The 21,503-nt window shown below is 41.8% G+C and carries 17 protein-coding genes and 2 pseudogenes; 15 read left to right on the plus strand and 4 right to left on the minus strand.

All coding sequences use genetic code 11. The features are described 5' to 3' along the window. Positions 1-8: 8 nt before the first annotated feature. The 7 genes from I2I04_RS12890 (at position 9) to I2I04_RS12920 (ending at position 8,216) form a co-directional block, all read left to right on the plus strand. Positions 9-2,168: a TonB-dependent receptor gene (locus tag I2I04_RS12890; protein WP_195655183.1), complete on the plus strand. Its 2,160-nt coding sequence runs from the start codon at positions 9-11 to the stop codon at positions 2,166-2,168. Further along, positions 2,165-2,656, plus strand: coding sequence for a DUF4625 domain-containing protein (locus I2I04_RS12895; protein ID WP_195655184.1), 492 nt, complete (start codon positions 2,165-2,167; stop codon positions 2,654-2,656). Before I2I04_RS12890 ends, I2I04_RS12895 begins: the two co-directional genes overlap by 4 nt. A gap of 93 nt (positions 2,657-2,749) precedes the next feature. Beyond that, a complete protein-coding gene (nrfH, locus tag I2I04_RS12900) occupies positions 2,750-3,349 on the plus strand; it encodes a cytochrome c nitrite reductase small subunit (RefSeq protein ID WP_195655185.1) in 600 nt (199 codons plus the stop codon). 39 nt (positions 3,350-3,388) lie between these two features. Next, positions 3,389-4,870 (plus strand): ammonia-forming cytochrome c nitrite reductase, encoded by a 1,482-nt coding sequence (gene nrfA / locus I2I04_RS12905; protein ID WP_087318255.1) that lies wholly within the window; start codon positions 3,389-3,391, stop codon positions 4,868-4,870. 12 nt (positions 4,871-4,882) lie between these two features. Further along, positions 4,883-6,118 carry a cytochrome c biogenesis protein ResB gene (locus I2I04_RS12910; RefSeq protein ID WP_195655186.1) on the plus strand — a complete coding sequence of 412 codons (1,236 nt, stop codon included), beginning with the start codon at positions 4,883-4,885 and terminating at the stop codon, positions 6,116-6,118. Then, positions 6,115-6,906 (plus strand): cytochrome c biogenesis protein, encoded by a 792-nt coding sequence (locus I2I04_RS12915; RefSeq protein ID WP_195655187.1) that lies wholly within the window; start codon positions 6,115-6,117, stop codon positions 6,904-6,906. The genes I2I04_RS12910 and I2I04_RS12915 overlap by 4 nt, the downstream gene beginning before the upstream one ends. Positions 6,907-6,935: 29 nt before the next feature. Further along, the gene (locus I2I04_RS12920; RefSeq protein WP_195655188.1) at positions 6,936-8,216 is read left to right on the plus strand and encodes an alginate export family protein; all 1,281 of its coding nucleotides are present in this window, start codon (positions 6,936-6,938) and stop codon (positions 8,214-8,216) included. Positions 8,217-8,370: 154 nt separating this feature from the next. Here the strand turns inward: I2I04_RS12920 and I2I04_RS12925 are convergent, their stop codons facing one another. After that, on the minus strand, positions 8,371-9,060 hold the full coding sequence (locus I2I04_RS12925; protein WP_195472932.1) for a Crp/Fnr family transcriptional regulator: 690 nt from the start codon (positions 9,058-9,060) through the stop codon (positions 8,371-8,373). Positions 9,061-9,112: 52 nt separating this feature from the next. Here I2I04_RS12925 and I2I04_RS12930 point away from each other — a divergent pair. The 4 genes and pseudogenes from I2I04_RS12930 to I2I04_RS12945 form a co-directional block, all read left to right on the plus strand. Beyond that, positions 9,113-9,289, plus strand: a pseudogene (locus tag I2I04_RS12930) (TolC family protein); the annotation flags it as partial. A gap of 137 nt (positions 9,290-9,426) precedes the next feature. Beyond that, on the plus strand, positions 9,427-9,966 hold the full coding sequence (locus tag I2I04_RS12935) for a flavodoxin family protein (RefSeq protein ID WP_195655189.1): 540 nt from the start codon (positions 9,427-9,429) through the stop codon (positions 9,964-9,966). A gap of 400 nt (positions 9,967-10,366) precedes the next feature. Next, positions 10,367-11,179: an MBL fold metallo-hydrolase gene (locus I2I04_RS12940; protein ID WP_195655190.1), complete on the plus strand. Its 813-nt coding sequence runs from the start codon at positions 10,367-10,369 to the stop codon at positions 11,177-11,179. A 30-nt stretch (positions 11,180-11,209) separates the two neighbouring features. Next, entirely contained in the window at positions 11,210-14,569 is a 3,360-nt protein-coding gene (locus tag I2I04_RS12945) for a S41 family peptidase (protein WP_195655191.1), read from the plus strand. 156 nt (positions 14,570-14,725) lie between these two features. On the opposite strand, the gene I2I04_RS12950 is transcribed toward I2I04_RS12945, so the two are convergent. Next, positions 14,726-15,397, minus strand: coding sequence for a YczE/YyaS/YitT family protein (locus I2I04_RS12950; protein ID WP_195655192.1), 672 nt, complete (start codon positions 15,395-15,397; stop codon positions 14,726-14,728). A 155-nt stretch (positions 15,398-15,552) separates the two neighbouring features. On the opposite strand from I2I04_RS12950, the gene I2I04_RS12955 reads away from it, so the two are divergent. Then, entirely contained in the window at positions 15,553-16,443 is an 891-nt protein-coding gene (locus tag I2I04_RS12955; protein ID WP_004304051.1) for a helix-turn-helix domain-containing protein, read from the plus strand. A gap of 169 nt (positions 16,444-16,612) precedes the next feature. Here I2I04_RS12955 and I2I04_RS12960 read toward each other — a convergent pair whose 3' ends face one another. Beyond that, positions 16,613-18,370 carry a 1-deoxy-D-xylulose-5-phosphate synthase gene (locus I2I04_RS12960; protein ID WP_195655193.1) on the minus strand — a complete coding sequence of 586 codons (1,758 nt, stop codon included), beginning with the start codon at positions 18,368-18,370 and terminating at the stop codon, positions 16,613-16,615. 142 nt (positions 18,371-18,512) lie between these two features. Further along, positions 18,513-18,632, minus strand: a pseudogene (locus I2I04_RS12965) (helix-turn-helix domain-containing protein); the annotation flags it as partial. A gap of 285 nt (positions 18,633-18,917) precedes the next feature. On the opposite strand from I2I04_RS12965, the gene I2I04_RS12970 reads away from it, so the two are divergent. From I2I04_RS12970 to I2I04_RS12980, 3 genes are all read left to right on the plus strand, one after another. Further along, on the plus strand, positions 18,918-19,115 hold the full coding sequence (locus tag I2I04_RS12970; RefSeq protein WP_229067720.1) for a hypothetical protein: 198 nt from the start codon (positions 18,918-18,920) through the stop codon (positions 19,113-19,115). A gap of 12 nt (positions 19,116-19,127) precedes the next feature. Then, entirely contained in the window at positions 19,128-20,333 is a 1,206-nt protein-coding gene (locus tag I2I04_RS12975) for an MFS transporter (protein ID WP_195655194.1), read from the plus strand. A gap of 130 nt (positions 20,334-20,463) precedes the next feature. Next, positions 20,464-21,495, plus strand: a complete 1,032-nt coding sequence (locus I2I04_RS12980; protein WP_195655195.1) for an alpha/beta hydrolase — start codon at positions 20,464-20,466, stop codon at positions 21,493-21,495. Positions 21,496-21,503: the final 8 nt, after the last annotated feature.

Raw genomic sequence — 21,503 nt, forward strand, 5'->3', positions numbered from 1 at the left:
TGTAATTGATGCGTATCGGAATTATTTCGGGCGTAATAGGGTTATTTGTAACCTTATCCGTCCATGCACAGAAATCCGATTCAATCAAGAGTATGCTTTTACCTGATGTTGTGGTGACCGAAACGTACCAGCAACGTCAAGTTAAAAAGTCTGCCCTTACGGTTGATGTCGCAGATCAGGATTTTCTGCGCAAACATTTTACAGGAAACTTCATGCAAGCGATGGAGAATATTCCCGGAGTACAAGCGATGGATATCGGTTCGGGATTCTCCAAGCCGATGATTCGCGGAATGGGATTCAACCGGATTGTTGTATTGGAAAACGGAATCAAGCAGGAAGGACAACAATGGGGAGCCGATCACGGACTGGAACTGGATGCTTTCAATATAGGAGCGGTCAATGTCTTGAAAGGCCCCTCCTCATTACTTTATGGCAGCGATGCGATGGGAGGAGTGATAGATGTCGTTCCACCGGCCGTACCTATGGATAATCGGGTGTTTGGAGATGTCACACTGCTTGGTAAATCGGTCAATGGAACAATGGGAGGATCACTGATGCTGGGAATCAGGAAAAATGCCTGGTACTCTCACGTCCGTTATTCGGAACAGCACTTCGGCGACTATCATATTCCTACGGATTCTATTGTCTACCTGACACAGAGAATCCCCATATATGGGCGTAAACTGAAGAATACAGCAGGCATTGAACGTAATATCGGACTCTTTACCCAATATCAGCGAAGGGCATATAGAGCGAATTTCTCCGTGAGTAATGTCTATCAAAAGACAGGCTTCTTCCCCGGAGCGCATGGCATACCCGATGCGTCCCGTGTGGAAGATGATGGAGACAGCCGTAATATTGAATTGCCTTATAGCAAAGTGAATCACCTGAAGGTGACCACACATCAGCAATATGCGTGGGAGAAACTGATCCTGTCAGGTGATTTGGGCTTTCAGAACAATCACCGTGAAGAGTGGAGTGCTTTCCATACTCACTATGGCTCGCAACCCGCACCGGAGAAAGACCCCGACAAAGAACTCGCATTTAATCTGAACACCTTCAGCGCTTCTGTGAAAGCTCGTTTTATCGGATCTTCTTCATGGGAACATACATTGGGATGGGATGGACAGCATCAACGGAATGACATTGCCGGCTATTCGTTTTTACTGCCCGAATATCACCGTTCCACCACCGGTATGCTCTGGCTTACAACGTACAGACCTAACAATGTGCTCTCCGTCAGCGGAGGAGCTCGGTATGACTACGGATACATAAATATTTCTTCGCATGAAGATGTTTACCTTGCCGACTATCTCCATAAACAGGGATATACCCAGGAACAGATAGACCTTTATAAGTGGAACAGCCACCAAGTGAAAAAGCACTATGGTGATTATTCTCTTTCCCTGGGACTGGTGTGGACTCCCTCTGACAGACATTTGGTAAAGGTAAATGTGGGGCGAAGCTTCCGTCTGCCCGGTGCGAATGAACTGGCTGCCAACGGAGTACATCACGGCACTTTCCGCCATGAACAGGGAGATGCCAATTTAGAATCGGAGCAGGGCTGGCAACTGGATGCCTCTTATCACTTGAAGTATCGGGGAATTTCTTTCTCCGTTTCTCCCTTTGTCAGTTGGTTCAGCAATTACATCTTTCTGCGTCCTACCGGAGAGTGGTCTGTGTTACCTCATGCCGGACAAATTTATCGCTATACCGGAGCGGAAGCACTATTCGCAGGAACTGAAGCCACCGTAGATGTTCATTTTCTGCGCAACTTCAATTATCGGATTTCCGCCGAATACGTTTACACTTATAATTGTGACGAGCATATTCCATTGAGCTTCTCGCCGCCACCTGTCATGCGGAATACATTGACCTGGCAAAAGAAGCGATATATGTTGTATGCAGAGTGGCAGAGTATGGGCCGGCAAAATCGTGTAGACCGTAACGAAGACCGCACACCCGGAGCCAACTTATTCCATCTGGGCGGATCCTTAAATATTCCGATAGGTGGAAATAATGAAATTGAAATTACCCTGACCGCCCGGAATATTTTCAATACCCGATATTACAATCATCTTAGTTTTTACCGGAAAGTTGAGATCCCCGAACCGGGACGTAACTTCCAGCTATTAATCAAAGTTCCATTTAAAAAATTACTGAAATGAAAAATAAATTTTATCTCCCAATGATCGGCCTTTTGGCAACAGTGACTTTCGTATTTTTCTCTTGTGATAATGATGATTCCAGTGATACTACCAAGCCTCTGATTGAACTTCACGAACCGGAAGAAGGTCAGGCATTGGAGATTGGAAACGAACATGGAGTTCATTTTGAGATGGATTTGTCGGATGACGTCATGCTGAAATCTTATAAAATAGAAATTCATAGCAATTTCGACCATCATTCACATGGCGGTAATAGTAGAGCTGCACAGGAAACTGTAGATTTTAGTTTTAACAGATCGTATGATGTGTCGGGACAGAAAACAGCACATATTCATCATCACGATATTGTAATACCAGCCAATGCGACTGCAGGGGATTATCATTTGATGGTTTATTGCACGGATGCCGCAGGCAACGAATCTTATATCGCGCGCAATATTAAATTGAGCAATGAGGTGGAAGATGAAGACCATCATCATGACGAATAAACAGCTGTGCGTATTTTTTCTTTTGAAAGGTGTAATATCTATTACACCTTTTTTGTTTCCAATCCTTTACTTTTGTGAAAAATACTTTTTCATATGATGAAGTTTCCAATAATAAATCGACTCTTTCCTTCTTTTAAATGGAAGGTAGCGGCTGTCATCATTGGCGGTGTTATTGTGGGTGGAGGAGCATTGTTTCTGTACATGCTCCGGGCGCATACCTATCTTGGAGATGACCCGGCTGCATGTGTGAATTGTCACATTATGACTCCTTACTATGCGACTTGGTTTCATAGCTCACATGCCCGGAATGCCACCTGCAATGATTGTCATGTGCCGCATGAAAATGCTGTGAAAAAATGGACCTTTAAAGGGGTGGACGGTATGAAACACGTGGCTGCATTTCTTACCAAAAGCGAGCCGCAGGTGATTCAGGCTCATGAAGCCAGTTCCGAAGTGATAATGAATAATTGTATTCGCTGTCATACACAACCCAATACGGAATTTGTGAAGACGGGGAAGATTGATTATATGATGTCACAGGTAGGAGAGGGCAAGGCTTGCTGGGATTGCCATCGTGATGTTCCTCATGGTGGAAAAAACTCTCTGTCCGGCACTCCGGGGGCTATTGTTCCTCTTCCGGAATCGCCCGTTCCCGAATGGCTTCGGAAGATGGTGAATCATAAAGATAAATAGGAAATGAAATACGTAATAAAATAATAAAACCGATATACAATGGAAAAGAAATTAAAATCATGGCAAGGATGGCTGTTGTTCGGAGGCTCAATGGTCGTTGTTTTTGTTTTGGGATTATGCGTTTCTGCGTTGATGGAACGGAGGGCGGAAGTTGCCAGCATTTTCAACAACCGTAAAAACGTCATCAAGGGAATTGAAGCGCGAAATGAACTATTCAAGGATGATTTCCCCCGTGAATATCAAACTTGGACGGAAACTGCAAAGACTGACTTTGAAAGCGAATTTAATGGGAATATTGCGGTGGACGCCTTGGAAAAACGTCCTGAAATGGTGATTCTATGGGCAGGTTACGCTTTCTCTAAAGATTATTCTACTCCACGGGGGCACATGCATGCCATTGAAGATATTACGGCATCATTACGTACCGGTGCACCTGTGAACCCGACAGATGGTCCTCAACCGTCTACCTGCTGGACTTGTAAAAGTCCGGATGTCCCCCGTATGATGGAAGCATTGGGTGTTGATTCTTTCTATAATAATAAATGGGGAGCTATGGGTGCCGAAATCGTAAATCCGATTGGCTGCTCTGATTGCCACGACCCGGAAACAATGAATCTTCATATCAGCCGTCCGGCTTTGATTGAAGCTTTCCAGCGCCAGGGTAAAGACATCACCAAAGCTACTCCGCAAGAAATGCGTTCATTGGTCTGTGCACAATGTCACGTTGAATATTTCTTCAAAGGTGATGGCAAATACCTGACTTTCCCTTGGGATAAAGGTTTCACGGTAGAAGATATGGAGGCTTATTATGATGAGGCCGGGTTCTATGATTATATTCACAAATTGAGTCGTACTCCGATTCTGAAAGCACAGCATCCTGATTATGAGATTGCTCAAATGGGGATTCATGGGCAGAGAGGTGTTTCTTGTGCCGATTGTCACATGCCGTATAAGAGTGAAGGTGGGGTGAAATTCAGCGATCATCACATTCAGAGTCCATTGGCTATGATTGACCGTACCTGTCAGGTTTGTCATCGTGAGAGCGAAGAGACTTTGCGTAATAACGTGTACGAACGCCAACGCAAAGCGAATGAGATCCGTAACCGTCTGGAACAGGAATTGGCAAAGGCGCATATCGAAGCTAAATTTGCCTGGGATAAGGGTGCTACGGAAGCACAGATGAAAGATGTGCTCGCACTGATTCGTCAGGCACAATGGCGTTGGGACTTTGGAGTGGCTTCACACGGAGGTTCTTTCCATGCACCGCAGGAAATTCAGAGAATTCTTTCTCATGGGCTGGACCGTGCAATGCAGGCTCGTCTGGCTGTGTCTAAGGTATTGGCGAAGAACGGATATACGGAAGATGTTCCGATGCCGGACATTTCAACGAAAGCGAAAGCACAAGAGTATATCGGTCTGGATATGGATGCTGAAAGAGCTGCTAAGGAGAAATTCTTGAAAACAACTGTTCCGGCCTGGTTGGAAAAAGCGAAAGAAAACGGCCGTCTGGCACAAAAATAAGAGAATTTATATATGTGGAGCAAACCATGGAGTTATAAAGAAGGGCTGGTGATTGGCGCAGGATTACTGGTGATAGGACTACTGCTGCAAATGACAGTGGGCGCTATCAACTGGAGCCTGTTTGCCTATCCGGTCAATGTGATTGTGTCAGTGGTTTATATCATTGCTTTGGTAGCCATGCACCTTCTTCGTAAACGTGTTTATTTATTTGGATGGTTGAGTCATTATTCTGCTGCTGTTTCTTCTCTGTTGTGGGTAGTTGGCATGACGGTGGTGATGGGACTGATCCGGCAGGCTCCTTCCGGTCATGCTCCGACGGATCTGTTGGGATTTTCGCAGATGATTGCCTCCTGGCCTTTTGTTCTGCTCTACTTTTGGATGGTCACCATATTGGGATTGACGATCCTTCGTACCGGTTTCTCTTTGAAGGTCAGCCGGATTTCTTTTCTTTTGAATCATTTCGGATTGTTTATTGCATTGATAACAGCCACTTTAGGAAATGCCGATATGCAAAGGTTGAAAATGACTGCCCGGATGGGGAGTGCCGAATGGCGGGCTACTGACGATAAAGGTCAACTGATTGAACTTCCATTGGCTATCGAACTGAAGGATTTTACTATTGACGAATATCCTCCGAAACTGATGCTGATTGACAACGAAACCGGGCGTACGCTTCCCGAAAAATCTCCTGTACATGTATTGCTAGAAGAGGGAGTGACAGAGGGAACATTACAGGACTGGCAATTGACAATCGAACAATCTATCCCGATGGCAGCTTCTGTGGCTACTGAAGATACCTTGAAGTTTACAAAATTTTATTCGATGGGAGCAACTTATGCTGTTCACCTGAAAGCTGTCAATCCGAAGAATCAAACAACAAAAGAAGGTTGGGTAAGCTGTGGCAGTTTTCTCTTTCCTTATAAGGCAATCCGACTGGATTCTTTGACCAGTCTTGTGATGCCGGAACGGGAACCGCAGCGATTTGCATCGGAAGTGAGAATCTACACACAAGAGGGAACTATAACGGAAGGTACTATTGAAGTGAACCGTCCGATGGAGATAGAGGGATGGAAAATCTATCAACTAAGCTACGACGAGGCGAAAGGACGATGGAGTGATGTCAGTGTCTTCGAGTTGGTTCGCGACCCGTGGTTACCGGTTGTTTACACAGGAATTATAATGATGATGGCAGGAGCTGTCTGCTTGTTCGTCAGTGCACAAAAGAGAAAAGAGGAGGACAAAGCATGAATTGGGAGTACTTTATATTATTTGCAATAGCTGCACTGGTTTGTTGGGCTTTAGGAGCTTTTGCTGCCTGGAAAGGAACAAAACCGGAATGGGCTTATGGATTTACTTTCTTAGGGTTGGCTATTTTTTTCAGCTTCATTATCGGAATGTGGATTTCATTGGAACGCCCTCCGATGCGAACCATGGGAGAAACCCGGCTATGGTATTCTTTCTTCCTTCCGTTGGCGGGATTGATAACTTATGTACGTTGGAAGTACAAATGGATTCTTAGTTTCAGTTGCATCCTTTCGTTCGTCTTTATCTGTATCAATATCTTCAAACCGGAGATTCACAATAAAACGTTGATGCCTGCTTTGCAAAGTCCGTGGTTTGCTCCTCATGTGATTGTGTATATGTTTGCTTACGCTATGTTGGGAGCGGCGACGGTGATGGCTGTCTATTTGCTTTGGTTCAAGAAGAAAGAGATTGAACGGAAAGAAATGGATTTGTGCGATAACCTCACTTATGTAGGTCTGGCATTTATAACGCTAGGTATGCTTACAGGAGCTATCTGGGCAAAAGAAGCCTGGGGACACTACTGGGCTTGGGACCCGAAAGAAACCTGGGCGGCAGCGACCTGGTTTGCTTATCTGGCATATATCCATTTCAGATTGGGAAAGCCATTGAAGGCACGGCCGGCATTGGTTATTTTATTGGTATCTTTTGTCTTATTACAAATGTGTTGGTATGGTATTAATTATCTTCCGTCCGCACAAGGAGTCAGTGTACATACGTATAATTTAAATTGAAATATCGAATCATTTAAACTGCAATATCAATGAAAACATTTTATTGGTCGTTCTTGCTTATGCTATTGCCAAGCATAGCATACACACAAAACACGGAGAAAGAGAATGAATTTACGATGTCTATGCAAATCAGACCTCGTGCAGAGTATCGGAACGGTGCCTTGACTCCACGGGATGAAGGGGTGGCTCCTACGTCCTTCATTAATAACCGTGCGCGGTTATCGATGGATTATAAACGTTCGGATCTGGAACTGAAGATGTCGGCACAGCATGTAGGTGTCTGGGGACAGGACCCACAGATCGAAAAGAACGGGCGTTTTATGCTGAATGAGGCTTGGGCAAAGATGAACTTTGGCGAAGGATTTTTTGCTCAACTGGGACGTCAGTCATTGATTTATGATGATGAACGTATTTTGGGAGGATTGGACTGGAATGTAGCGGGTCGTTACCACGATGCGTTGAAGCTGGGATATGCCAACAAAAATAATGAAGTGCATTTGATCCTTGCCTTTAATCAGAATAATGACAGCAGAACAAGCGGAGGCACTTACTATGATTCTTCTACGGGGCAGCCTTATAAGAATATGCAAACCGTTTGGTATCACTATAAGGCGGACAATGTTCCGTTCGGGGCTTCTTTATTGTTTATGAACTTGGGATTGGAGACGGGCGATAAAGTTACGGATGATTCTCACACCCGTTACTTGCAAACAATGGGTACTTATCTCACTTATAAGAATAGTAACTGGAATTTGGATGGTGCTTTCTACTATCAGATGGGTAAAAATAAGGCTGCGGAGAAAGTTTCAGCTTTGATGGGAAGTATACAGGCAGCTTATACGTTTGACCAGACATGGGGAGCTGTGGTTAGCTTTGATTATCTAAGCGGTGATAAGGGAAATGGCGGAAAGTACAAAGCTTTTGATCCTCTTTATGGAACTCATCATAAATTCTATGGGGCAATGGATTATTTTTATGCTTCTACATTTGCGAACGGTTATGCGCCGGGATTGATGGATGCTTGTATCGGAGGTCGTTTCCGTGCTTCTGCCAAAGTGGATATGGAGCTTAATTATCACTACTTTAGTACAGCCGTAAAGGTTCAGGACTTGAAGAAGTATTTAGGATCGGAAGTCGATTATCAGATAAACTGGTCGATAATGAAAGATGTGAAACTCTCTGCCGGATATTCTTTTATGCGTGGTACGAAGACGATGGACGCTGTGAAAACCGGCAATCATAAAAGCTGGCAGGATTGGGGTTGGTTATTGTTGAATATTAATCCGAAGATATTGTTTGTGAAGTGGTAAATCCAAGGGAATAGATAAAATTTAAATAAAAAGAGAGTTTTTGAAAGGTTTTGAACTTATAAAATCATCCTTACTACAGTATATCTGAAGTGAGGATGATTTTTCATTTAAGTAGACTTTTCTAATTATCACTTTCTTTCTATTAACCTGATTGTTACAGGTACTTCTCCAAAGTTGTTTTATTTAAAATCTCAATTCGTTTTCCTTCCATGATGACGAGTCCTTCTTTCATCATCTTATTGATTTCTTTAGATAGAGCAGGGCGTGACACATTTAAATATTCGGCGAGCTGGGATTGGGTGTGCATGATATCTACTACTAACGAGTCTTTTTTCTTATGTTCGTATAGATAGACAATGAACCTTTCCCGTACGGTTTTGCGTGAAAGAGGTTTCAGACGGGATACAGTACAGATGTTACAATTACCTGCGATGCAAAGAAAATTATGAAGAACTTGTGGGTCCTGACTAATTACTTTGAAGGTTGAATCTTTGGTTGCCATAAGTACCACACTGTCTTCAAGAGCAGTGAAAGTAGCCGGCAAAGTATTGTTCGAATTAAAAAGATGAGGAGTGGCGAAGGTACGTGGAGCGATAATGTATTCAATCATCACCTCATTACCTAATCCGTCAATAATATCTGTACGTAGTTTTCCTTCTAAAAGTACAAATAACTTGTTGCAAGGTGTTCCTTGTGTAACGACTATCTCTTTTTTACTAGCCGCATAGATTACAAAATCCAGTTTTTCCAATAAGGATTCTTTGATGTTTAAAGGTAAATCCCTGAATAAGGGGATCTGAAACAGCTTTTCTTTATGTGAGTCGGTCAGTTGTATTTTTTTCATTGTATCATGTTGTCTGTATCACGGGCAAACTTACATAAAAAAAACGGATTTCTTGCAGGAGGCTGTGCGAAAAACAGAATTTTTAATGCGCCATTCGTCAACAGACTACTTAGAAGTGTTGACAGCTCAACAATCGTTATTAAATGCCGAATTGACGCAGGCACAGGATTTGTTTGATAAAGTTCAAAGGATTATCAATCTTTATCATGCATTAGGGGGAGGAATATAGCTTTGTTTGCAGAATCTGTAATTATGGTATCTTTCTCTGTAATTTATCTACATGCGGGGTTCTTTTATTTGTCTATTTTTGCAACATGAATCATTGATTAAAAGAATTTTGAAAATAAAAAGTAATAAAAGAAAGTTATGGCTAAAAAAGTTCTGATAATTTCGTCCAGTCCACGTAAAGGAGGCAATTCTGATTTGCTTTGTGATGAATTTATGAAAGGCACTCTCGAAGCGGGAAATGAAGTAGAGAAGATTTTTCTGAAAGACAAAACGGTTCATCCTTGTACGGGATGCAGTGTTTGCAGTATGTACGGTAAGCCCTGTCCACAGAAGGATGATGCAGCGGAAATTGTAGAAAAGATGATTGCCGCAGATGTGATTGTAATGGCAACTCCGGTCTATTTTTACACCATGTGCGGGCAGATGAAGATAATGATTGACCGCTGTTGCGCACGTTATACAGAAATAACCAATAAGGAATTTTATTTCATTATTGCGGCAGCAGAAAACGATAAAGCAATGATGGAGCGTACTATCGACGGCTTCCGTGGCTTCCTCGATTGCTTGGAAGGACCACAGGAAAAAGGGACAGTCTATGGCATCGGTGCATGGAAAGTAGGAGAGATTAAAGATACTCCCTACATGCAGGAAGCATATAATATGGGAAAGATGGTGTAACTGTTTGTTTTCCATATTAAAGATATTCATAAAGAATATGATAAATGGATTTGTTCGAATATTTGAGATATAGTTTTGAACTTAACTTTTAAAACCTGACGGGAAATCTGGAAAAGACGGTTATGTTTTCCAGATTTTCCGCCGTCTTTTTTTATAAGAAGAGGGGAAAAGGTGAGGGTAGTGAGGGTGGATTTCTAACATTCGTGTTTTTTTTAGAGAAAATATAGATAGGAAAAAATAAAATATAAAAATAAAAGGTTGCAATTCTTCCCTCACTACCCTCACCTTTTCCCCTTTTTACGATTACTTAATTGACTGGATTGCTTGTTCTGCCACAGAATTATTATAATTTTGTGGCAGAACTTTTTATTTTGTATAATTCGTTTGATAACTAAGCATCATGGGCTATAAAATAACGACTCTTGTGGAGAATTGTGTCTATGGACGTAAATTGCAGGCAGAACATGGTCTTTCTCTATATATCGAGACTCAAGAACATAGATTACTTTTCGATACGGGAGCATCCGACTTGTTTATCCGTAACGCCCGTCTTTTGCATATTGATTTACAAAAAGTTGATTATTTGATATTATCTCATGGTCACAGTGATCATACGGGCGGATTACGTTATTTTCTGGAACTGAATACGCAGGCAACCGTTGTCTGTAAGCGTGAGGTTTTTTCTCCTAAATTTAAGGATGAACGTGAAAATGGGATGATGCATACACAAAATCTCGACCTTTCCCGTTTCCGCTTTATTACAGAGCAGACCGAACTGCTTCCCGGAGTTTTTCTTTTTCCGTCTATTGATATTATAAATCAGGAAGATACCCATTTTGAGCGTTTTTGGGTTCGGCAAGAAGACGGATGCAAAGTGCCGGATACTTTTCAGGATGAATTGGCGGTGGTATTGGTGGAACCGGAAGGATTTTCTGTATTAAGTGCCTGCTCTCATCGGGGAATAACCAATATTTTGCGCACGGTTCGGGCTGCCTTTCCCGAATCTCCTTGTAAGTTACTTTTAGGAGGTTTCCATATCCATAATGCGGAAAAACAAAAATATCAGGTCATTGCAGATTATTTACAGGCATATCTTCCCCGGCAGATTGGCGTTTGTCATTGTACGGGAGTGGATAAATATGCCTTCTTTTGCAAGGATTTTGGCGACAGAATATTTTATAATTACACGGGAAAACTAATTCAAACCGATTGATTTATCGGAATAAATATATAATAATTTGATATGAAGAAACTAATAACTTCTTTAGCGCTGGTATTATCAGTATTATCCAGCTATGCAATTACTCCTTTGTGGATGCGTGATGCACGTATTTCACCGGATGGATCAGAAATTGTTTTTTGTTACAAAGGTGACATTTATAAAGTCCCGGCACAAGGAGGAACAGCAGTCCGACTTACCACACAAGCCTCTTATGAAGCCAATCCGGTTTGGTCGCCCGATGGCAAGCAAATAGCGTTTGCCAGTGACCGGAATGGGAATTTTGACTTATTCATTATGCCGGCTGACGGAGGTGCTGCCCGGCGACTGACCTATCATTCTGCATCAGAAATACCGTCGGCTTTTACTCCGGATGGAAAGTATGTCTTTTTCTCTGCCTCTATACAGGATCCGGCAGGCAGTGCCCTGTTTCCTACAGGAGCAATGACGGAATTATATAAAGTTCCTGTTGCCGGCGGACGTACCGAGCAAGTGCTGGGCACTCCTGCCGAACTGGTTTGCTTTGACAAAACAGGGAAGAACTTTCTTTATCAGGATCGTAAAGGTTTTGAGGATGAATGGAGAAAACATCATACTTCCTCCATTACAAGAGATATTTGGTTATATAATACCCAAACGGGAAAACATACGAATCTGACAAACCGGGGAGGAGAGGATCGTAATCCTGTGTATGCACCTGATGGTAATGCTGTCTATTTTTTAAGTGAGCGTGATGGAGGTTCCTTCAATGTGTATACTTTCCCTTTGAATACCCCACAGGAAGTGAAAGCTGTAACTGCTTTCAAAACTCACCCGGTGCGTTTTTTGTCTGTCAGCGATAAAGGTACCTTATGTTATACCTATGATGGTGAGCTATACACACAGAAGTCTGGTGCACGTCCGGAAAAAGTAAAAGTAGAACTTGTCCGTGATGATGAGCAGCAGCTTGCTGCACTTAAATTCTCGCAGGGAGCAACTTCCGCCTCTGTATCTCCGGACGGTAAACAAGTTGCTTTTATTGTACGTGGTGATGTGTTTGTGACCTCAACTGATTATGCTACCACCAAGCAAATCACAAATACTCCGGCAAAAGAAGCTGCCGTCTCTTTTGCTCCGGATAATCGGACACTGGTTTATGCCAGTGAGCGAACCGGTAACTGGCAACTTTATACCGCCAAAATAAGTCGTAAGGAAGACCCGAATTTCCCTAATGCCACTCTTATTGAAGAGGAAGTATTACTACCGTCCAAAACGGTAGAACGTGCTTATCCGCAATATTCACCGGATGGCAAAGAATTGGCTTTCATTGAAGACCGTAATCGTTTGATGGTACTCAATTTGAAAACAAAAAAGGTACGTCAGGTGACAGATGGTTCTACATGGTATAACACCGGAGGTGGATTTGATTACGAATGGTCGCCCGATGGTAAATGGTTCACTCTTGAATTTATAGGCAACCGTCACGATCCTTATTCGGATGTAGGCATTGTCAGCGCACAGGGAGGAACGATTATTAATCTGACAAATAGTGGATATATCAGTGGTGCTCCGCGTTGGGTACTCGATGGGAATGCTATTCTTTTCCAAACCGAACGTTATGGTATGCGTGCGCACGCTTCCTGGGGATCGCAGCAAGACGTGATGTTGGTATTTCTCAATCAGGATGCTTATGATCGTTACCGTTTGAGCAAAGAAGATTTCGAATTACTCAAGGAATTTGAAAAGGAACAGAAGAAGGCAAAGGAGAAAGACGATGATAAGACAAAAGTCGGAAAGAAGTCTAAGGCGGAAAAAGCTGATAAAGAAAAAGCTAACAAGGGAAAGACTGATAAAGGCAAGGGCGACAAGGAAAAGAGTAAAGTAGATAGCGGCAAAGACAGCGATCAGGATGAGTCCACCGAGGATAAAACAGACCAGAAAGAGATAGTTGTCGAGCTTAACGGTATTGAAGACCGTATCGTACGTCTCACCCCCAATTCTTCCGACTTAGGCAGTGCCATACTTTCAAAAGACGGGGAAGATCTTTACTATTTCTCTGCGTTCGAAGATGGATATGATCTTTGGAAAATGAATCTCCGTGAAAAAGATACGAAGCGTCTGCACAAACTCAATACCGGTTGGGCATCGTTGATGCTGGACAAAAAAGGAGATATCTTTTTGTTGGGAAGCCGTAATATGCAAAAGATGGATGCCAAGTCGGATGCTTTGAAGTCCATCAGCTATCAGGCTGAAATGAAAATGGATTTGGCTGCTGAACGTGAAACGATGTTTGACCATGTGTACAAACAGCATCAGAAACGTTTCTACAATGTCAATATGCACGGGGTTGACTGGGATGCCATGACTAATGCTTATCGTAAGTTCCTGCCTCATATTGATAACAATTATGACTTTGCGGAATTATTGAGTGAGTGGTTGGGTGAGCTGAATGTTTCACATACCGGAGGACATTATTTTCCCCAAGGAAAAGGAGATGTCACTTCTAATCTCGGACTCTTGTTCGACTGGGATTATCAGGGAAAAGGAATGCAGATTGCCGAAGTAATAGAAAAAGGTCCGTTCGATCATTCGCGTACCAAAGTTAAGGCTGGTTACATTATTGAAAAAATTAATGGAGAAGAGATAACTCTCGATAATGATATAACCTGTTTGCTGAATAATAAAGCAGGGAAGAAAACGTTGATTTCAATCTACAATCCGCAAAGTAAAGAGCGTTGGGAAGAAGTGGTGATACCGGTCACCAACGGGCAACTGAATGGATTGTTATATAAACGTTGGGTAAAACAACGTGCGGCAGATGTTGAAAAATGGTCGAAAGGACGTTTGGGATATGTTCATATTCAGTCGATGGGAGATGATAGCTTCCGTACTGTCTACTCGGACATTCTGGGGAAATATAACAACTGCGAAGGCATTGTGATTGATACCCGTTTCAATGGTGGTGGTCGTCTGCATGAAGATATTGAAATACTGTTCAGTGGTCAGAAATACTTTACACAGGTAGTACGCGGACGTGAAGCGTGTGATATGCCAAGCCGTCGTTGGAACAAACCTTCCATTATGCTGCAATGTGAGGCCAACTACTCGAATGCACACGGAACTCCGTGGGTATATAAACATCAAAAGATTGGCAAACTTGTCGGTATGCCTGTTCCGGGCACTATGACGAGTGTGTCTTGGGAAACGTTACAAGATCCTTCACTGGTTTTTGGTATTCCTATTGTCGGTTATCGTTTGCCTGACGGCAGTTATTTGGAAAATTCTCAATTAGAACCGGATGTGAAGGTTGCCAATAATCCGGAAACAGTAGTCAAAGGAGAAGATACCCAACTAAAGGTGGCTGTCGATGAACTTTTGAAAGAGATAGATAGTCAGAAGAAGTAAATACGAGTATAATTATATCTAAAATAAAGAGTCGCTTCTTTGAAAGAATCAATCAGATTCTTACAGAGAAGCGACTTTCTTTTATAGCGATTTTCTTATATTGACCTTTTTATATGACTCCTTTTATAAGGCGTTTATTTTAAATAGATATAGGGCTTACTTCCAGACCGGCAGTAATCTATGGAGGTTTTTTCTAGTCATTATCTTCTGATTCAGGAAGCTGACGATATACCCCGTTATACAAGCTGCAATGAGTGATCCTTCGCGTACTCCCTGAATACCTTGAGTCAGCAGGAGAGAGAGAATCACGGCTAATGTAACCAAAGTAATATCGAAATAAACTTTGAACTTTCCAAATTCCTTGTTATAATGGCGGGATGCATATTTCACAAATGCTTCTGCGCTCATCATGGCTACTCTTGGTTTCAGTTCAAGTACTACTCCGATAGACTGCACTATGCATCCTGTAAGTAATAAAGCAATCGACATACCATAATTAGCGGGATGTAGTTCGCTTGTCACCATCATATTGAAATCAATGAATGCCGAGAAGATAAAAGAGAACGGCAGTTGAAGAAAAATTTCAATAATATCCTGCCGGGTTCTGTTCTTACGGATTAACCAGAACTGTCCCAGGATAAGCACCATGTTGATGATAAATGTACAAGTACCCAATGATAAAGGACTATTCAGGCTTAATACATAATTGATGCTCGATATGGGAGTAGTCCCTAATGCCGAGCGTATAATCAATACGATACCTGCCGCTAAAAAATAGAGTCCGATAACAAAAACTAAATACCTCTTAAAAATCTCTTTCATTTCCATGTCTTTTTAACCTCTTTCTATTGATTCCCTTTTCATGTATTGAAAAGGATATGCAAAGGTCCTGTTTTTTACTCTGAAATAGATTATCTAATTCCATACAGTTTTTGTCATATCCGAAACAAATCGTATTTTTACGTCATAAAATAAAGGTGTAAATGGTAAAATCTCGTATATTTGATAATACGCAACTATTGAAGGAGCATCCTGAACTTCCTCATTATAAAGAGGAGGTAGTCTGTTTCCGGAGTGAATATAAAGATAGAAGTTATCCGGCGAATGAATGTTATTTCAATCGGGAGCTTTATATGATATTCGTTCTTGAAGGTCGTTCGGAAATTCTACTGAATGGAGAGTTTATTGCGATAGAACCGAATATGTTACTTATTCACGGAGCGAATTATCTCACGGAACATCTTTATTCAAGCCGGGATATTAAATTTATCACTCTTGCCCTTTCCGAATCCATGCGGACGGACGATTCATATCTGACACAAATCACGGCAATCCTGTTGGCGACCATGAGGCGGAATAAGCAATATACGATTCAGTTGACGGAGTACGAAGCTCAAATCATTCATAAGGAGCTGGAAGTATTGATGCATCTAATGAATATTGAACATCATTTCCTTTTCCGGCGTATACAGGCAGCGTGCAATTCTCTGTTTTTGGATATAGCAGATTTTCTTTCCCGAAAGACCGTTATCAAAAAAGAGATCAGTCGTAAAGACCATGTTCTGCAAGAATTTCATGCACTCGTTACCCGTAATTTCAGGGAAGAACATTTCGTGAGCTTTTATGCGGATAAATTGGCTATTAGTGAACAGTACCTGGCACGTATTGTACGTCTTGGAACTGGTAAGACTATCAATAGCCTTATAAATGAATTGTTAGTAATGGAAGCGCGTACTTTATTGAGTTCTACCAAATTTACGGTTGGCGAGATTGCTGCTAAACTGGGGTTTAGTGATGCAGCCGGTTTTTGTAAGTTCTTTAAAAGAAATGCGGGACAGACTCCGTTGAATTATCGGAAAGGATTATTGATTTGAACGGAAAGGATTGCTGAACTGAATGGGGAATTGCTGAACTGAATAGGGAATATAATGAATTTAAATAATAAGTTGACTGATTTGAATGAAAATGGAAGTAGGTTGATGCAACTGTCCTTAAAGACCGTATACATCAACCTACTTGAATATATAGTGAATTGGCTTGATTTTAACCGATCACTGCTGTGATATCTTCTACAATTTGTTCATCCGTCAAATGATTGGCACGGAGAAACTCCTGTATATCATATCGGTCAACAAATTCTTTTTTAGCTCCAAAGTTCAGAACTTTCATGTTTGTAGCACCATAATAACGGGCAATCTTTTCACCGAAACCGCCATCCAATACACCGTCTTCCAACGTAATCACTAATTCGTGATCTGCTTTCAGTTCATCCATCAGTTCGTTGTCTACACCGGTGATGTAACGCGGATTGATGAGTGTTGCGTCAATATTGGCTTTTTCTTTCAGAAGTGATGCAACCGACTGTCCCAATCCATAGAACGAACCTAAAGCAAGAATGGCTACTTTTGATCCACGATGCGTTACTTTATAGCGATTGAGAACACTATAATCAGTCTCCACCGGTTCCCCACAAGTAATTACATCTGTTGCCGGTACACGGATTGCAACCGGGTGTTCATTTTGGCGGATACTCCATTCTAGCATAGCAAGATATTCCTCTTTGCAAGTCGGTGCCAGATAAACCATATTAGGAATATTGCTGATGAGCGGAATATCGAAGAAGCAGAGGTGAGTTACATCATTCATTCCGGACAGTGTACCCCAGAATACCAACAAAACAGCCGGGTTATTATTAATACAGAGGTCTTGCGAAAGTTGATCGTATGAACGTTGGATAAATGTACTATACACTCCGTAAACAGGTTTTCCGCCATTGGCTGCGATACCCGAAGCAAGAGCTACTGCGTGTTCTTCTGCAATACCGACATCTACAAACTGCTTACCTGCTTCTTGACGACGGTCCAGTGTAAATCCCAATACAGTGGGAGTGCCCGAAGTGATTGTCACCACACGAGAATCTTCTTTCATCTTTTTCAGCAGATATTGAGCGGTTACTTCGCTGTAATCTTCTTCCTCATAACTGACTTTTGCTTCTCCGGTTTCCAGATTGAATGGAGTGCGCCAGTGGTAAGTCTCTTTATCTTGTTCGGCACGTGCATAACCTTTACCTTTCAAAGTATTGATGTGTACTACTACCGGATGCTGAATATCTTTCACTTTGGAGAATGCTTCAGTCAATGCTTGTACGTCGTTACCCTCATTTACATATATATAATCCAGACCCATCGCCTTGAAGAAGTTACATTCGCACTGACCGTTACTGTCACGCAATTCTTTCAGATTCCTGTATAGACCTCCATGATTTTCAGCGATAGACATTTGGTTATCATTGACGATAATAATCATGTTGGTGCCAAGTTCTGCAGCATAGTCCAGTCCTTCGAAAGCCTCCCCTCCGCTTAAGGAGCCGTCGCCTATGACAGCTATGATATTTTCATTGCCACCTGTAAGGTCGCGTCCTTTAGCCAATCCGCTGGCCAGACTGACAGAGGTAGAAGTATGACCGATTACAAAGAAGTCGTGTTCGCTTTCTTGTGGTTCGGTATAACCGGACACGAGATCGTATTCTTCCGGATGAAGAAAAGCGTTTTTACGGCCAGTCAGCATCTTGTGTACATAACTTTGGTGCGATACATCGAATACGATTTTATCTTTCGGAGAATTGAATACATAGTGCAAGGCAATCGTTGCTTCCACCATTCCGAAGTTGGGCCCGAAATGCCCGCCATGTTCGCTTAACTTTTGTAGGAGTGACACACGGATTTCATCACTTAACTCGTTTAGCTCTTTTACCGACAGCTTCTTTACATCTGCCGGAGAATAAATATTTTCTAAGTACATATCAAACAGTTTTTCTAAATAATGTTTTTACTTATTTCTTTATGGCACTGCAAAGATACAGCAGGATTTGAAATCTGTTTGTATATGAATTACGGATTGTTTTACCTATATTACAGTTCCCTTATTCGAGTGAACCATATTTTTATGCTAAAATTTGGCTTCTGTATTCATTAGGCGTGCATCCGACGCGTTTTTTGAATAATCTGCAGAGATGTTGCGGGTATTGGAATCCTAACGAATAAGCTATCTGACTTACGGTTTCACATTCTCTAGTTTTATAACTTTATCCATGGCTTTTGGTATTTGGGATCGGTAACAAAGATACAGATAAATGTCCTGTTTTCATAGTAGGGAAATGACTAATCTGTAATTGGGGTTATCATATCCGTAATCCGTCTACAATGGCTTCTTTATATTCTTCCGATCTTTGCCATGTTAAATAAAACTTAATGAAGCAGAGGAAATTAATAAAATTCGGTATTTGAATAGTAAAGAAGTGACAGACACTTCGCTTCCTTCGCTAATCGAAAAAATACATCAGAGAGATATGAAAAAGATACTTGTAATAATGAGTGCGGGCACAAAACTCGACAATACAGACCGACTGACCGATGCATATATTAAAGGATTGGTAGAGCGCAGACATTCTGTGTCGGTGGTTGTACCGGATGCGAGAAACTGGCATGGCAGATTGATAAAGTACATCTTGAAAACGCCCATAAAAAGGGATTGGAATTATAAATAGCATATAGTAACCATGGAACAAAAAAATAAATTAAAACTCAATTCGGGCGGTTTGCTCGTTTTTATCCTTACGGTCGGTGTATTTGGAATTATAAACACCGAAATGGGAGTAGTGGGGATCCTGCCCTTAATAGCCATTACTTTTAATGTTTCCGTACCCCAAGCCGGCTGGACGGTAAGTGTTTTCGCGTTGGTGGTGGCTGCGTCAGCCCCTGTGACTCCTTTATTATTTTCGGGGATCAATCGGAAGAAAGTAATGTTGCTGGCATTGGGATTGTTCACAATAAGTAATGTAATATCCATGCTCACCTCTAATTTCACAGTATTGTTGATTGCTCGGATACTTCCCGCTTTCCTGCATCCGGTATATGTCTCTATGGCTTTTACGGTAGCCGCGGCGTCTGTTAGCAAGGAACAGGCTCCCAAGGCTGTTTCTAAAGTCTTTGTCGGTGTGTCCGCCGGTATGGTGTTGGGTGTTCCGGTGACTAGTTTTATTGCCAGTGAAGTTTCGTTCTCCATGGCGATGTTGTTTTTCACTGTTGTAAACGCATTAGTCTTTATTGCTACGATTTTGTTTATCCCTTCCATGCCTGTAAAAGAAAAAGTATCTTATGGTGCGCAGCTTTGCGTATTGAAAAAAACAACGATGTGGCATTCAATTATTGCTGTTACCTTGATTAATGGAGCTATGTTCGGATTCTTTAGCTATATGTCGGATTACCTGAAAAAAGTAACGGAGGTCCCATATAATGTGATAAGTGCAGTATTACTTGTATATGGTTTGGCAAATATTGTGGGTAATGTGATAGCGGGGAAGCTGCTGTCAATAAACGCCAGGCGTTCGATTATCTTCATGCCTTTTGCGCTATTGGTTTCATATATCTGTCTGTTCATCGTTGGAGAATGGATTGGAGCTATGGTGATTGTCATTCTTATTTTAGGCGTATTGGCGGGTATAGCAAGTAATAATATGCAATATATGATAACAGATGCCGCTCCCGAAGCTCCGGACTTTGCCAATGGAATGTTTCTGACTTCAGCCAATTTAGGAACAACGATTGGTACAGCTATATGCGGAGCTTTTATTACAGAGATGGGGACACGATATTCTGTTTTTGGATCGTTGCTTTTCCTGATTGCGAGTATTGTATTCGTTTATCTGCGGGTTCGCGTAGCGCATATCCGGAAGCAGGTTAATGTCAATGTTGTAACAGAATAATAAAAAAAATATAATCCGTAATTGGGGTTATTATGTCAGTAATTCATCTACAAACGGTCTCTTTCTTTCATCGTATTTTTGCAATGTAGAAAGTAGACAATCAATTTTTTAATAATTAAAAATAAGAGATATGAAACGGATTTTATTATTAACAACTGTGTTTATGATGATGCTTGGAACTAGTTTTTCTTCTGCACAGACGGATGCAGATAACTTTTATAAAAGTGATTTGGTAAGTGTGGAGAAAGTCTCTTTTTTCAACCAGTATAAAATGAAGGTAGCCGGAAATTTGTTTCTGCCTAAGAATATGAAAGAAGGAGACAAATATCCTGCAATCATTGTCGGACATCCCATGGGAGCCGTCAAGGAACAGAGCGCAAATCTTTATGCAACGAAAATGGCCGAAAGGGGTTTTGTAACACTCTCCATAGACCTGTCTTTTTGGGGTGGGAGTGAAGGCGAGCCGCGCAATGCTGTTTTGCCGGAAGTTTATGCGGAAGACTTTAGTGCCGCAGTTGATTTTTTAGGTACCCGTCCGTTTGTTGACCGGAATCTGATTGGAGTGATCGGAATTTGTGGCAGTGGAAGTTTTGCTATCAGTGCAGCGAAAATAGATCCTCGCCTTAAGGCCATTGTGACAATCAGTATGTACAATATGGGTACGGCTAGCCGTAACGGGCTAAAACACTCATTGACATTGGAACAGAGAAGGCAAATAATGGCTGAAGCGGCAGAACAGCGTTATGCTGAATTTTTAGGTGGAGAAACTAAATATACCGGTGGTACTGTACATCAACTGACAGAAAAGTCCAGTCCGATTGAACGGGAGTTCTATGAGTTCTACCGTACACAAAGAGGAGAATTTACCCCCGACGGAGCAACTCCTATGACCACCACTCATCCTACACTTTCAAGCAATGTGAAATTTATGAATTTCTATCCTTTCGAAGATATTGAGACTATTTCACCCCGCCCTATGCTTTTCATCACCGGTGAAAATGCCCACTCACGTGAATTTAGTGAAGACGCCTACCGATTGGCCGCCGAACCTAAAGAACTGTATATAGTACCCGGTGCCGGGCACGTAGATCTTTACGATCGTGTGAGCCTTATTCCATTTGATAAACTGGAATCTTTCTTTAAGGAATATCTAAAGAAATAAGTTTTTAA

The sequence above is a fragment of the Bacteroides sp. 1001136B_160425_E2 genome, from assembly GCF_015559655.1.
Classification (GTDB): Bacteria; Bacteroidota; Bacteroidia; order Bacteroidales; family Bacteroidaceae; genus Bacteroides; species Bacteroides luhongzhouii.

Coding starts and splice junctions, on each gene's coding strand:
- nrfH (WP_195655185.1), top strand. CDS start 2,750: ATGATGAAGTTTCCAATAATAAATCGACTCTTTCCTTCTTTTAAATGG.
- I2I04_RS12915 (WP_195655187.1), top strand. CDS start 6,115: ATGAATTGGGAGTACTTTATATTATTTGCAATAGCTGCACTGGTTTGT.
- I2I04_RS12935 (WP_195655189.1), top strand. CDS start 9,427: ATGGCTAAAAAAGTTCTGATAATTTCGTCCAGTCCACGTAAAGGAGGC.
- I2I04_RS12945 (WP_195655191.1), top strand. CDS start 11,210: ATGAAGAAACTAATAACTTCTTTAGCGCTGGTATTATCAGTATTATCC.
- I2I04_RS12910 (WP_195655186.1), top strand. CDS start 4,883: ATGTGGAGCAAACCATGGAGTTATAAAGAAGGGCTGGTGATTGGCGCA.
- I2I04_RS12960 (WP_195655193.1), bottom strand. CDS start 18,370: ATGTACTTAGAAAATATTTATTCTCCGGCAGATGTAAAGAAGCTGTCG.
- I2I04_RS12920 (WP_195655188.1), top strand. CDS start 6,936: ATGAAAACATTTTATTGGTCGTTCTTGCTTATGCTATTGCCAAGCATA.
- I2I04_RS12955 (WP_004304051.1), top strand. CDS start 15,553: ATGGTAAAATCTCGTATATTTGATAATACGCAACTATTGAAGGAGCAT.
- I2I04_RS12970 (WP_229067720.1), top strand. CDS start 18,918: ATGAAAAAGATACTTGTAATAATGAGTGCGGGCACAAAACTCGACAAT.
- I2I04_RS12925 (WP_195472932.1), bottom strand. CDS start 9,060: ATGAAAAAAATACAACTGACCGACTCACATAAAGAAAAGCTGTTTCAG.
- I2I04_RS12975 (WP_195655194.1), top strand. CDS start 19,128: ATGGAACAAAAAAATAAATTAAAACTCAATTCGGGCGGTTTGCTCGTT.
- I2I04_RS12895 (WP_195655184.1), top strand. CDS start 2,165: ATGAAAAATAAATTTTATCTCCCAATGATCGGCCTTTTGGCAACAGTG.
- I2I04_RS12950 (WP_195655192.1), bottom strand. CDS start 15,397: ATGGAAATGAAAGAGATTTTTAAGAGGTATTTAGTTTTTGTTATCGGA.
- I2I04_RS12890 (WP_195655183.1), top strand. CDS start 9: ATGCGTATCGGAATTATTTCGGGCGTAATAGGGTTATTTGTAACCTTA.
- I2I04_RS12940 (WP_195655190.1), top strand. CDS start 10,367: ATGGGCTATAAAATAACGACTCTTGTGGAGAATTGTGTCTATGGACGT.
- I2I04_RS12980 (WP_195655195.1), top strand. CDS start 20,464: ATGAAACGGATTTTATTATTAACAACTGTGTTTATGATGATGCTTGGA.
- nrfA (WP_087318255.1), top strand. CDS start 3,389: ATGGAAAAGAAATTAAAATCATGGCAAGGATGGCTGTTGTTCGGAGGC.